9 protein-coding genes are annotated in these 13,014 nt (G+C 51.4%); 5 read left to right on the top strand and 4 right to left on the bottom strand.

Features of this window, described 5'->3' with window-relative positions; translation table 11 throughout:
• The first annotated feature begins 429 nt into the window (after positions 1-429).
• A complete protein-coding gene (locus tag PAG01S_RS13510; protein ID WP_062759041.1) occupies positions 430-999 on the top strand; it encodes a DUF4142 domain-containing protein in 570 nt (189 codons plus the stop codon).
• A 174-nt stretch (positions 1,000-1,173) separates the two neighbouring features.
• On the opposite strand, the gene PAG01S_RS13515 is transcribed toward PAG01S_RS13510, so the two are convergent.
• Positions 1,174-1,542: a winged helix-turn-helix transcriptional regulator gene (locus PAG01S_RS13515; protein ID WP_062759042.1), complete on the bottom strand. Its 369-nt coding sequence runs from the start codon at positions 1,540-1,542 to the stop codon at positions 1,174-1,176.
• Between the two features lie 100 nt (positions 1,543-1,642).
• Here PAG01S_RS13515 and PAG01S_RS13520 point away from each other — a divergent pair, with 100 nt between their 5' ends.
• A complete protein-coding gene (locus PAG01S_RS13520) occupies positions 1,643-2,389 on the top strand; it encodes an NADPH-dependent F420 reductase (protein WP_062759043.1) in 747 nt (248 codons plus the stop codon).
• A 142-nt stretch (positions 2,390-2,531) separates the two neighbouring features.
• Here the strand turns inward: PAG01S_RS13520 and PAG01S_RS13525 are convergent, their stop codons facing one another.
• The 3 genes from PAG01S_RS13525 to PAG01S_RS13535 all read right to left on the bottom strand — a co-directional run bounded on the left by PAG01S_RS13525 (position 2,532) and on the right by PAG01S_RS13535 (position 5,175).
• Positions 2,532-2,810: a hypothetical protein gene (locus PAG01S_RS13525; RefSeq protein ID WP_022624604.1), complete on the bottom strand. Its 279-nt coding sequence runs from the start codon at positions 2,808-2,810 to the stop codon at positions 2,532-2,534.
• A 111-nt stretch (positions 2,811-2,921) separates the two neighbouring features.
• Positions 2,922-4,235 carry an NAD(P)/FAD-dependent oxidoreductase gene (locus tag PAG01S_RS13530; protein WP_062759045.1) on the bottom strand — a complete coding sequence of 438 codons (1,314 nt, stop codon included), beginning with the start codon at positions 4,233-4,235 and terminating at the stop codon, positions 2,922-2,924.
• 331 nt (positions 4,236-4,566) lie between these two features.
• Complete coding sequence (locus PAG01S_RS13535; RefSeq protein WP_062759046.1) at positions 4,567-5,175, bottom strand: dTMP kinase; 609 nt, start codon at positions 5,173-5,175, stop codon at positions 4,567-4,569.
• A 438-nt stretch (positions 5,176-5,613) separates the two neighbouring features.
• Between PAG01S_RS13535 and PAG01S_RS13540 the strand changes: the two genes are divergently transcribed.
• The 3 genes from PAG01S_RS13540 (at position 5,614) to PAG01S_RS13555 (ending at position 12,885) form a co-directional block, all read left to right on the top strand.
• Complete coding sequence (locus tag PAG01S_RS13540) at positions 5,614-6,402, top strand: enhanced serine sensitivity protein SseB C-terminal domain-containing protein (protein WP_010246741.1); 789 nt, start codon at positions 5,614-5,616, stop codon at positions 6,400-6,402.
• A gap of 559 nt (positions 6,403-6,961) precedes the next feature.
• Entirely contained in the window at positions 6,962-8,179 is a 1,218-nt protein-coding gene (locus tag PAG01S_RS13545; protein ID WP_062759048.1) for a cupin domain-containing protein, read from the top strand.
• Between the two features lie 605 nt (positions 8,180-8,784).
• A complete protein-coding gene (locus tag PAG01S_RS13555; RefSeq protein ID WP_062759050.1) occupies positions 8,785-12,885 on the top strand; it encodes a BapA prefix-like domain-containing protein in 4,101 nt (1,366 codons plus the stop codon).
• The last annotated feature ends 129 nt before the right edge of the window (positions 12,886-13,014 follow it).

Consider the following 13,014-nt stretch of genomic DNA (forward strand, 5'->3'; position numbering starts at 1 on the left):
CCAGAAAATATAAAGCGATGTAAGGAGGTAACATGAGCTCAACCTCTTCACATTATTATGTCACCTGTTAGTTATTACCCAGCATTAAACGGCCGACAACCACATAGCAACCTTAAGAATTATCTCAAAGTAATCAAAGAAAAGCTGTACGGTGTTTTGATATTTCGTATAAATTTTATGCTAAAACCCTTGCTAACAATAGATAAATTTTCGGCTTTAAGCGAGGCGGAATACATTTTCGTTATTTTTATGATGCTGCAATGCATTGTTTATACTTGCGATTACCTGACATTACTACAACGCTTAATAACTCTACTACGTAAGGTACCTTAAGCGAGACAGAAACCATGTCGACTCATGAGACGGAGCAGGTAATTTTGAGCAGAACTTTTCTGATATCGGTCTTCCCATAATATTCAGGATTACAAAATGAAAAATAATAAAAGCTATAAAGGATGGCTGGCTATATCAGCCGTCGTCGTTCTGTGCAGCACTGCCACCGTACAGGCTGAGACGCAGACAAGCGCCCCGCAGGGCGGGAATACACCGCAGACCGTAAAGAGTGACAAGCTCAGCCCTGGTGATGAAAAAGCACTGAAGGATATGGCGCAGGCCAATATCAATGAAATTGCCGCCGCCAAAATTGCGCTGAACAAAACACAAAGCGTAGAAGTTAAAACCTTTGCACAGAAGATGGTCGAAGATCATGGCAGTGCCCTGACAAAAGTTCAGGCGGTTGCTAAGCAAAAAGAGGTGACATTACCGACTGCGCCAGACGCTAAACATAAGGCCATGGCCGACAAGCTGGAAAAGCAGAGCGGCGGTGCCTTTGACAAAATGTATATGGAAAATGCCGGAATAATGGATCATAAGATGGTGCTGTCGACGCTGAAGAGTGACGCGACGAAGATAAAGGATCCGGATGTGAAGGCGCTGGCCGACGCGCATACCCCTGTTGTAGAACAGCATCTGAAATCCGCCCAGCACATGGCGATGTAACCGGGCTGGCCGGTTCCGAATTATCCGCAAGCGCTGTTACGGGATCATCGGGACCAGCCAGAAACGACATAATCCACCATCGGCTGGAGTTTCTTTCTCGTTACGCCAGTCTTGGCCTGAACAGCCATGCCCTGCGCTCAGCCACATCGGTATAACCAGGTTGAAATGCGAGCTTCAGGCGCCATCAAGCCCCAGCGTTTCACGACGCAGGAAGGCCCAGTCAATCAGAGCAGTCATTGATGGCCCAAGCGCTTTTCCCAGATCGGTAAGTGAGTACTCAACACGCGGAGGGACTTCGGGATAAACCGTGCGAGTCACGATGCCATCCTGTTCCAGTTGCTTAAGCTGCTGGATCAGCATTTTTTGATTTACGCCCTCAATCCGGCGCTCCAGCTCGGAAAAGCGCAGCGGGCCTTTAGCGGCGAAAAGCTGACAGATAATAACTGTCTTCCATTTACCTTCAATAATCTTCAGCGCTTCGGTGGTAGCCTTAGCCCACACCAGTCGCTGCTCCGGAATATCACAACGCCAGTCTCTTTCCATACTTACCTTCAGGTTAGTAACCCACTATTTTGTCGGTTCTTGTTGTTTATTCAGTGAATATATAGGGTATCTCACTTCAACACAGAATCAGGAGCGAAATATGAAAATCGGCGTAATTGGCACAGGTAATATCGGTGGTACCCTGGCACGGAAGCTCAGTGAAGCGGGGCACAAGGTAAAAATCGCTAATTCACGCGGAGTTGATGGCGTGCGTGGTTTTGCGGGTGAAATTAATGCAGAACCCACAGCCATCAGGGGAGCGGTTACAGACGTCGAAGCCGTGATTCTCTCCATTCCGCTGCCGGCACTTAGCAGCCTGCCTGATGGGCTTTTCGATCACCTGCCACCCCATGTCCCGGTGATCGACACCAGCAATTACTATCCTGGCCTGCGCGATGCACCGATTACTGCACTGGATAATGGGCAGACCGAAAGCGAATGGGTTCAGGAGCAAATCGGGCACCCTGTGGTTAAAGCTTTTAATAACATCCTTGCCGACTCGCTCGCCGATCTGGGCCAGCCACAGGGAAGTCGGGGTCGTCTGGCAGTTGCCGTAGCGGGAGATCATCCTGATGCTGTGCAGACGGCCATGTCACTGGTTAACGACACCGGTTTTGATCCTGTGTTCTCTGGGACTATCGCTGAATCATGGCGTCAGCAGCCCTGCACGCCTTGTTACTGCTGTGACTGGGAAGCGCCCGTGATGCTGCGAGCTCTGGCGTTGGCCAGAAAGGGAGAAGGTCAGGCTCGGTTGCCACAGCTTTATGCCAGTTTCGCGACGCTGGGTGATGCACCCTCTCATCAGGATATTATCGAAAACAACCGTGCCATAAACTGGCCGGTTTAAATCGCCCGGCAAGGATAATCTGTCTGCATTGAAGTTCTGGATAAAGATTGTTCTGAGAATATTTTTGCATAGTGGCTCTGGCTCAGGCATCTGGTCCACGGTATTGCTCTGCAGGCTTGTCCTTAAGCCTGAGAGATCCAGATTACTCTCCGGCGAGTACGGTAATAAAGTCACGATAGGTATGCAGTGGGCGGCCAGGCAGGGTGACCAGACGTTCCCGGTCGCCCTCTTGTGGAATCATCCCATCACTGACGTAACGTTCAGCCATCAGCCGCATTTCATACGCCATCCAGCGCGGCATAAACTCCGCCATATTGGCTTCGAATGCATCCGGATTATCTCCTCCATAAATTACCGGACGGCCCAGAAGCTGTTGCCAGGCTGCTGCTGCCTCTTCTCCATTGAGCGTATCCGGCCCCACGAGATTGAGCGTTTCGACCGGTAATTCTTCGCTGGCCTGGTCGCGCCTTATCAGTTCAATTGCCGCTACTTCAGCAATATTCCGTGTTTCGATGATTACAGTTACGGATTATCAGACCTCTTTACGGCCCAGATAACACTCTTTCATCAGTGACAGTTTTATGCCGATATCCAGCGCCGGCGATGGCGGCATAAAACTGGCCTTACCCAGCGACAGCATATCCGCAATATATGGGTTGTCCTGTTTCATCATGAAATCCGCCAGAAGACTGCCCGCCACGGTCTGTTTTGAAACACCTGCACCGTTACAGCCACTCGCCGTACAGATAAATTTGTTCAGCATGCCCCATTCAGGCGCGCTGTTTCGCGTAACGCTGATGGTGCCGGACCAGGTGTGGGTTATCTTTACGCTGCCGAGGGTCGGATAGACTTTATGAAATAAGCGCTGATGCAGCTGGGTTGCCTGCCAGGTCTGCGCGGCATTCACCTGACCGCTGAGTGCGGGTATCACGTGCTGGCGAATCAGGAAACGGCGGTCTGAGGTAAAACGGAAGGTTGCACCGGCAATCGCATTAACCGGCGTAAGCCCCCAGCTCTGCATGAGGGGCAGGGTGGCCAGTTGTTCATCCGTCAGCGGATCGGTAATGCTGGCGAAGGTCGCCATTGCTGCCTGACGCGAAAGTCCTGGTCGCAACTCTGGCGATAATGCGTTGGTGGCCAGCATCACCTTTGGCGTTTTGATGATGCCAAACGGTGTCAGCACTTCAGCCATGCTGCCGTAGCGAATCCCCAGCACTGGCGTGTTATCGAAGCGTTGAATATTTTCAGGTAAAGAGTGTTTTAGCCCGGCGATCAACTGCGCCGGATTAACCAGCACACAGCCAGGTGTATATATCCCTTTGCTGTAAAAGCGCGTGCCGAGTTTAAGGTAAAGCTCCTCGCTGTCTGACATCTGCCATGGCTCATCCATTAAATCGAGCTGGCTGGCGTACTCTTTTAAAATACGATCACTGCCACGTTCAGCCTGGCAGTGATATTTACCGACCTGTTCCCAGTCGCAATGAAGATGATGCTGAGAAATAACCTGCTCCAGCTGACGAATGCCTTCCTGAAGCAGGTTACGGTAAGCGTTGGCCTTTTTTAATTCAGCGGTGGAGCTGCCAATATTATGAGGCAGACCGATAACAAACCCGGAATTACGTGCCGATGCGCTTTCTCGTGTGCTGTGCGCATCGACGATGATAATTTTCAGGTCGGGATTAATTTCAGCCAGGCGGCGCGCAAAGGCAATACCTGCAAATCCCGCGCCGACGATAACCCAGTCGGCAGTGATATCCTCTCGCAGCATGGGCTGCGGTGTAAAACAATGCTCACCCGCAGGCCAGCCCAGTTGATTGTGATTAAATGGTATCGATGCGTAGCGCAATTCCCTGTGCCCTTATCTGAAAAATAAAGCAATTTTATAAGTTAAAGCGGGATATCTGTGCCAGCGGTAATCTGATTATTGTTGATTTCAGACAAGTAAAATTCAGGTGGATGATTTTTGAGTTAACAACCAAAGGTGGCACGAATTTTCGAAGAAGAGATGATAACGCGACTGTTATGTGTTTTATTTGCTGGTGTCAAAGACCGAAACCAGTGATATGCAAAGCGGTATTCATAAAGCGCGAGCATGGGAGAGCGAAACGGAACAGGTCGCGCTGTTAACTGGCAATTTCGAGTAGGAATCAGCCCCTGAAACGGATAACTGTAGGGCATCAAAGCGTTTTATAGATTTCAGCAATGACCTGCATCGTTGCCTCTTCTATGGTTCCTTCATTGCGACATAAAAACCAGCCGTGGTTAGTCATCTCCTGCTCGAACGCTCTGGTGCAAGCGACATGCTCTTCCAGCCTGTGAATCACTGTACTCCCCAGCCCACGCGATCGTGCCGCGGCTCGTTCCCATGAAACTTCAGGTGCCGTGACCACCCCGACATGCAGATCTGGCGCTCGCACATTGAGCTTAATGTTTCGCTGCAAAATCTCTGCAAAGGGCACCATCCGCCGAAACGCGGCATCAGACGGATACCAGCGATCCATCAGGATAATGCAGTTCCCGGGCTGTTTAGTGAGTACATTCTGTGAAATCCAGGCACGGCTTACGGCAAAACGTTCACAAATTTCCCGTTCAAGATCCACTGAGGGATTTCTGGCGAGCCTGTTAACCAGCGCCATTGTTTCCGACCTGAAGGGATCGCTTTTTTGCTCGCTAAGTCGGATCACCTTCCTGTTATCTGCTCTTAGCACTTGCGTAATGGACTCCAGCAGGGTGGTTTTACCGGTTCCCTTGGGCCCATCCAGAGAAATAAACAGCTGACGACTCATGCCTGGAATGAGAAGTGAGGAAAGATTTTTATGAATCGTGCATCCGGTAAAAACATCTTATTTTCCTGGTTTGAACAGCTGAACCTACATCGTTCTCTGCAGCAGTATGGCATGTCAGCGTGAGCATGATTTTAAACAAACCCTGATGAACACGCCGGTAACGGTTCTGACTCACGAGTTTATAGAACAGGATGTTAGTCAGGTAAGCTTAATAGTTGATGCCTGTGCGGTGTAGTTTAAGGGAAGCGTCTGGAAAACGGAAAAGATCGTGCCTGTTCTGCCATTTACCCATTCAAACGCATGTCCTTAATCGCAATAACGAGCCCTCAAAGGCAATCCTCCGGTACGTGCAGGAATCTGGCGAGTAGAAATTATCTATATTATGCTCATAAGCCCTTGTTAAATTGATCCTAATCCAATCCTGCCTAAGGTGGTTAAATGTCTGACGAAAGGGAAATCAAACTGGAGACTGCTTTAAAACTGGCGGCCGATCATCCAGCAGAACGACCTGAGTTTTACCGGGTACTGTTAGATTCATCGCTTTACGTCCTGGGTAGTTCCGGAGGGGCAACGGGTGATGGTGAGGTCGAACTAAAGGCGGGTGAGAATATCTCGATTCAGCACTGGGAAAAACCGGATGGAACGCCTGTCATTCCGGTATTCAGCTCGCTTGCCACCCTGCAGCGCGCCATCAGCCAGGAAAGTAAATACATGAAGTTGCCTGCCAGAGCCTTTTTTGAAATGACGCGGGGAGAGGGTGTGTTTCTTAATCCCAGGTCGGATTACGGAAAGGAGTTTGTGCCGGAAGAAATAGAAGCCATGCTGGCGGAAGGAACGGGTCGCCTGCCGCAGACAAGGGTGGTTGAGGAAGAAACACAGGTATTAGTGGGAGTACCTGCCGTTGTTCCGGACAGGCTTCTGAAAGAGTTATCAGCCTGGTTTGCAAAATGTCCCGGGGTCAGCCGTGCTTTCCTGGTTTTAATGCACGACCCGTCAGTCGATGATAAACCGCATTATCTGGTGGGGGTGGAAATGAGCGGTGATGTGCAAGAGGTGATGCGTGGTGCGGGTCTTGTCGCAGCGGATACCTCTCCGGATGGGCAGGCGGTGGATCTGATGCGCCTTGGCCAGAACGACAAAGGTCTGGATTCGCATATCAGGTCGCAGTTTACGCCATTCTATGTACGGAGCATGAAGCAAAAACTAAAGGGCATGTTTGGACGCTGAGCGCTGAACGGCTTCTGAATATTGTCTTGTAACCAGCGTAGTAAATGGGGGTGACATTGATCTCCGGTTTCAACAGTGCCAGTGATAGTGACTGAAATAGGTGATCCAGGGCGGATTTATCTATGTCCGCTATGAGCGAGAAGGGGACTTTATGCTTCGGGCTTAATGAGGCGTAACAGAGCGGCCCTGCACATACGCCTCGTCTATCTGAGTACGTGCGTGAAAGCTCACGGATCAAAGGCTCAGGCCTCGTTAAACCCCTCAATTCGTAAAAATTCTTATCAGCAGTTACCGATCACCGGGTAAATGAAAATCAATAAGACCCACATTAATTGACGATTAGTGCCCTTATGCACAGGATAATCCCTTTATAACTATACGTTGATTAAACAACATTAATATTTCTTAATACATTCACAAGCCTTTACTATTTGCATGAAAGTTGCACTCTTTCCACAGTGTTACAAAGTTGTTTTTCCCTCCGCATTCAGCCCGTTTATAACTTTATGGCGGTAACAAAAATAATACCGTTTATAAAAGATTCTTAAGAGGGATGAATATGAAAACACTGACAAGAAGACATTTTATGGCTTTTGCTGCAGGAGGAACGGTCGCGCTTGCGGCGGGTCAGGCCATGGCACATGACAACGGCGTAAAGACGTTTCCGGCAGGGAGCAGAGGACGAGATCCCGGACCACATGATCCTATTCGTGAGGCTGAAAGTCCAGACATCGTAAATCCGCCCGTTACCGACAGCGGAACGCTGCCAAACCTTCGCTTTTCTTTCAGTGATGCGCACGTACGCAAGGGAAGCGGTGGCTGGACGCGTCAGGTGACGCAGCGGGAGCTGGGCGTATCTACGACGATTGCGGGTGTGGACATGCGCCTCAATGCCGGAGGTATTCGCGAACTGCACTGGCATAAAGAGGGGGAGTGGGCTTACATGACTTATGGCAACGCGCGGATTACCGCTTTTGACGCCAGCGGAGGATGGTTTGTTGATGATATCGCTGCAGGTGACCTATGGTATTTTCCGCCCGGTATTCCCCATTCGATTCAGGGTCTCGGTCCCGACGGCTGTGAATTTTTACTGGCTTTTGACGACGGAAATTTTGATGAGGATAGCACTTTTCTGCTGTCAGACTGGTTCAGGCATATTCCCCCGGAAATTCTCGCCAAAAACTTCAGGGTTCCGGTATCTTCATTTTCTCACCTGCCTTCACCTGATGATGAGTACATTTTTGCCGGCAACGTTCCGGGCAGCCTGGAATCAGACAGTATAAAAGGCGGGGTGAAGTCGAAAATCCGCTTTACCCACAAGATGCTGGCTCAGGATCCGGTACGCGCGCCGGGAGGAACCGTCAGGATTACGGATTCATCCAATTTTCCGGTTTCAAAAACGATTGCTGCCGCACTGGTGGAAATTGAGCCAGGCGGACTGCGCGAGCTGCACTGGCATCCTAACAATGATGAATGGCAGTATTACCTTGAAGGAGAGGGACGGATGGGGGTCTTTGCATCATCCGGTCAGGCAAGGACTTTTGACTACCGCGCCGGCGATGTGGGATATGTTCCTTTTGCTATGGGACACTACATCGAAAACACCGGTAAGGGACCACTGCGTTTTCTTGAGCTTTTTAAAAGTGATTACTATGCCGATATTTCGCTTAACCAGTGGCTCGCCAGTACACCACCTGAACTTGTCCGGCAACACCTGCATCTGGATGAAGAGTTTATGAACATGCTTTCACTTAAAAAGAACCCGGTGGTGAAGTAACTGGCTCAGTCGTTACCTGATTAATAAGGATTGACGCTGACTTATTCCTGTTTAAATTAAAGTGTCCGCTTTTAGCATAAAGCGGACACGTATATCGGTAATGCAATATCTCACCTGCCACTTAAAATGGTGCAATAGCATCAGCATTGCTCTTACAGGGATGGGGAAGTCGTTACTAAACTGACACAGCAGGGCAGTTAAATCATCAGGAAGCATCTGCTATTAACAGGGGACATTTCCAGATTTTACCTGGTAGCCAGACATGAAAACGAAGTTTAGCTTATGTCTATCCAGCATCAACTATTCACTTTTCCTGACGATACGTCGTTGAAGTCAGTAAAGGTTAATTGAGCCGATGCCCGGACTCTTGCAAAGAATGGTACTTTTTATTTTGCCAGCAGAAATAATCTGTTTTCAAAAACGAATATTTAATCTGGCTCTGGTTATGCCCTTTATTGTTGCTACGAATTGCGTTTAATGCGTTGAGTGCCGGCTCTGCCTCAGCACCTTTATTGGCGCTGGCCGTTGCGTGCCTGAAATAAGTAAAGCGTCGCTTTATTTCCAACGGCATTGCCTACTTAATAACTGGTATATAAGGAGATTCCATGGCATTTTCAGGAACGGGCCGCGCCACGGTCATATCGCTGAAAAGCGGTCACCCATTGTCTCAGTCCACTGAAGGAAAATCACAATCTATTCTGAGCGAACCCGCTCTTATCACGCTGCAAAGCTCACCTTCTCAGATTTCTTCTTTTCAGAAACAGGGTGACGATCTCATTCTTAACCTGCACGAGAGCGATACGCTTCGCTATCAGAATTTCTTTACTGAGGTTGCAGGCCAGCAGAGTAAAATGCTTTTCCAGCAGGGAAGTTTATTTCAGGAGGCACAGTTCAGCACAGACGTTTCCGGCGATGCTCAGACTGTCACCACGCTGACACCTGTCTGGCAATCTCCAGCTTCTGCAACATCTCCAATGCCATTCCCTGCCAGTCCAGAGTCAGATCCCGCGTTATCAGTCGTAGAGTCTTCCCAAAGCCAGATTCTGATCCCGTCAGGCACGCCGTTAAACGGAGCAGCTGTCGCCCTGAGGGCGACGACCAGCGAAGCCGATTCAACCTTAACGCTTACGCCCCAGGTTGAGTCAGCAACAGCTTCAGATGCCCCCGCCACCTCCGACGCTATGAAGGCCAGCCCCATTCCATTACCGGCGCTGACTCTTGATCCGGTTACCGGCGACAATGCGGTCAGTTACCAGGAGGGGATATACGGCATTATCTTCACCGGCTCCGCCGCCCATCTCCCCTCCGGCACGCCGGTTGAACTGACCCTTGACGGCAGAACCTGGCAGGGCAGCGTCTACCAGGATCAGTGGCAGGTTCAGCTCTCTGACAGCGACGTGAAAACTATCAAGGATGGCAACTATACCATTCAGGTCAGTGCAACGGATCTGAATAGAAACAGTACCAGCCTCAGCCAGAATCTGCTGCTGATTACCCACTACAACAGCAGCAACCCGAAAGTCACCGTTAACGACATCACGCTGGCGGATGCGGTCCAGCATGACGGTCAGACCTGGTACGTTATCAGCGGCACGCTTGAAGCGCCGCTGCCGCTTAAGACTTTTGCGGTGCAGGTTTCTGATACCTTCCACTGGAATTATGCCGTGGTAGAGGCAGATGGCAGCTGGCGCGCGGAAATCAGCGCGTCGGAGCTTTCCCAGGGCGGCAACTTCCTGTCGTTTGGCGTGCTGGACGGTGCCGGAAACTGGTTTGAGCAGAGTGGCAACGTCACAGCCGATCTTATTACGCCCGTTGAAGGCGGCAATGGGGTTCCGCCGGTTATCGATGACAATCCAACGGATGGTGGCACGCCGATTCCGCCTGTCAGCACGCCCCCTTCTTTAACCATTAACAGTTTTACTGGTGACGGCGTGTTAAGCGCTGAGGAGAAGCTCTCCCCACAGACGTTCAGCGGCACCACAGCGAACCTCGCCGCAGAGAGCACGCTGACCATAATGCTGAACGGTCAGACCTATACCACAACGCTGGCCGCTGACGGCAGCTGGAGTGTTACCCTGCCGTCTGCCGATCTGCAGGTGCTGCCGGTAGGGTCTAACCACATCAGCGTAACCTTTGAAAACAGCGTTGGCGGTACGACCACCGCAAACAAAGTCATTACCGTAGAGGCGTCAGCACCGCCATCAGACGCTATCCCGCCACAGCCGACTATAGAGACGCCGTTTGTCGACGGGTTTATGAACGCACATGAACGCTTCGAGCCTGTTACGCTGAGCGGCTCCACTGGTGTGACCGGGGCGGGCCAGAAGATCGATCTGACCGTAGATGGTGTTCACTATGCGGGCGCTGTGGACAGTCTGGGCAACTGGCTTGTCTCACTCTCCACCGGGCAGCTGATGGAAGCAGATTTAGCCGAGGGGAGTCATTCTGTTACGCTGACCGCCACCGATCGCTGGGGCCAGTCCGGTATCACGGAGACGACGTTTATTACCGATACGCAGGATCCTCTTGTCACGATTAATACACTGGCAGGGGACGGGGTGATCGACAGTCATGAAATCAGCAGCCCGCTGGTGATCTCCGGCAGAGGCGAAGCCGGCAGGACGATTGAGGTTAGTTTTGGGGCCTCCCACTGGAGCGGCATCGTCGATCAAAATGGCCAGTGGCAGTTCTCAGTTCCCGCGGAAACGCTGCAGGGAATGGAGGAAGGGAGCTACCGTGCTATTGCTGAAACAACCGACGAAGCGGGAAACAAAGGTTATGCCTCAGCAGGCGTGCAAATCTTCGCTACTGAGGCGTTGCCGCAGCTGACTCTTGATCCGATCACCGGCGACAATGCGGTCAGTTACCAGGAGGGGATATACGGCATTATCTTCACCGGCACCGCCGCTCATCTTCCCTCCGGCACGCCGGTTGAACTGACCCTTGACGGCAGAACCTGGCAGGGCAGTGTCTATCAGAATCAGTGGCAGGTTCAGCTCTCTGACAGCGACGTGAAAACTATCAAGGACGGCAACCACACCATTCAGGTCAGCGCAACGGATCTGAATGGAAACAGTACCAGCCTCAGCCAGAATCTGCTGCTGATTACCCACTACAACAGCAGCAACCCGAAAGTCACCGTTAACGACATTACGCTGGCGGATGCGGTCCAGCATGACGGTCAGACCTGGTACGTTATCAGCGGCACGCTTGAAGCGCCGCTGCCGCTTAAGACTTTTGCGGTGCAGGTTTCTGATACCTTCCACTGGAATTATGCCGTGGTAGAGGCAGATGGCAGCTGGCGCGCGGAAATCAGCGCGTCGGAGCTTTCCCAGGGCGGCAACTTCCTGTCGTTTGGCGTGCTGGATGGCGCCGGAAACTGGTTTGAACAGAGTGGTTACGTCACAGCGGATCTGACTTCTCCGGTCAGTGATAACAGCGGCGATCCGTTGCCACCGGTCACCCCCGATAATCCCACCGATGGAAGCAATACTACGCCAGTGGTCGATATTACAGGTCAGCCTGCACCTGAAATTGATACGCCATTTGGTGACGGCTGGCTGAACCGTGCGGAGAAAAAAGAGGGCTCGATGCTGACCGGCACAACGGGCGTCACCGGCAGCGGTCAGACGGTATCGGTGATTATTGGTGGTAAACATCACAATGCGGCAGTAAGCGACGACGGTCACTGGAGCCTGCCACTGGCGCCGGGGACGATGAAAACAGGTTTCGGCAAGGGGCAGCATGACATTGTCGTGACTGCTAGCGACGCGGCTGGCCATACGGCTACGATAACGACCAGCTATCAGGTGGATGTCTGCGCACCCAAAATCGCTTTTACTCACCTCACAGAGGGGCAGCAAATCAACCTTGCCTCCAGCCATGATCAGCATGTATCAGGTACGGGTGAAGCCGGTGATATTGTTACTGTCAGGCCTGGCGACCACCAGTGGCAAACCAGTGTGACCAGCAAAGGCACGTGGGCCGTGCAGCTTGAAACGCTGGACGCACTCACGCCTGAACCGGGCGAGCACAGGATTACCGCAACTATTCGTGATGCTGCCGGAAACGTTAACCACGTTTCGCAAAACGTCGAGCTTTATATGGCCGAGCCGCAGCCGAAGCTGAGTATTGCAACCGCAGCGCAGGACAACCTGACCAATGCCACAACTGTGATCAGCAGCAACACAGAAGATGGCAGCAATTCGGAAAGCCATAGTGCTATCACACTGGAGCACGCGTCTCTTCATCCTGATATGGCTGACAATCTCCATCTCTCTGGAACAGTAAACAGTGAAACGCTCACGCTTTTATATTCAAATCTGCACACCAGCCTGAACGGTGCTGCCGATGACGATTCGTTTCAGCTGAATGGTGCGCATGAGGCGTTTGATTTTGCCACGCTTGGGCTGAGATCAGGCAACGCTGAGGTCATTAATCTGGGCGCTTACAGCAGTAATAGCGTCAATCTGGGGCAAAAAGAGCCGTTGCCAATGAACGACAATGCGAGTGAGTCGCCGACGATAAAAGACGCGGACGGCAATGTGGTTACGCTAAGTAACATTGAAGGCGGCGTCTGGAGCGAGGATGGGCAGCGTATTAGTAACGGTCAGCAGTACGACCTGTATCACAATGCCTCTGCCAGCCATGAAGGTTCGCTGGCTGATATCCTGATGCAACATAATCTTCACTTGCAACTGGCTTAAATCAGATGGCCGGGGCGGATTTTCTTCCCTGGCCATTTTCCGCAATTAAGATTGCCAGTGAAGCGCATACGAGTGCCCAGCGTAGCTATTCTCTAATGGCGTGCGAACCTACGCTGCCGGTATAGGGAA

Origin of the sequence: Pantoea agglomerans NBRC 102470, from assembly GCF_001598475.1 — a bacterium.
GTDB classification, from domain to species: Bacteria; Pseudomonadota; Gammaproteobacteria; order Enterobacterales; family Enterobacteriaceae; genus Pantoea; species Pantoea agglomerans.

What these genes read in the sequence shown, in the direction of transcription:
- PAG01S_RS13520 (WP_062759043.1), top strand. Translation starts at nt 1,643, where the DNA reads ATGAAAATCGGCGTAATTGGCACAGGTAATATCGGTGGTACCCTGGCA.
- PAG01S_RS13535 (WP_062759046.1), bottom strand. Translation starts at nt 5,175, where the DNA reads ATGAGTCGTCAGCTGTTTATTTCTCTGGATGGGCCCAAGGGAACCGGT.
- PAG01S_RS13555 (WP_062759050.1), top strand. Translation starts at nt 8,785, where the DNA reads ATGGCATTTTCAGGAACGGGCCGCGCCACGGTCATATCGCTGAAAAGC.
- PAG01S_RS13515 (WP_062759042.1), bottom strand. Translation starts at nt 1,542, where the DNA reads ATGGAAAGAGACTGGCGTTGTGATATTCCGGAGCAGCGACTGGTGTGG.
- PAG01S_RS13540 (WP_010246741.1), top strand. Translation starts at nt 5,614, where the DNA reads ATGTCTGACGAAAGGGAAATCAAACTGGAGACTGCTTTAAAACTGGCG.
- PAG01S_RS13510 (WP_062759041.1), top strand. Translation starts at nt 430, where the DNA reads ATGAAAAATAATAAAAGCTATAAAGGATGGCTGGCTATATCAGCCGTC.
- PAG01S_RS13545 (WP_062759048.1), top strand. Translation starts at nt 6,962, where the DNA reads ATGAAAACACTGACAAGAAGACATTTTATGGCTTTTGCTGCAGGAGGA.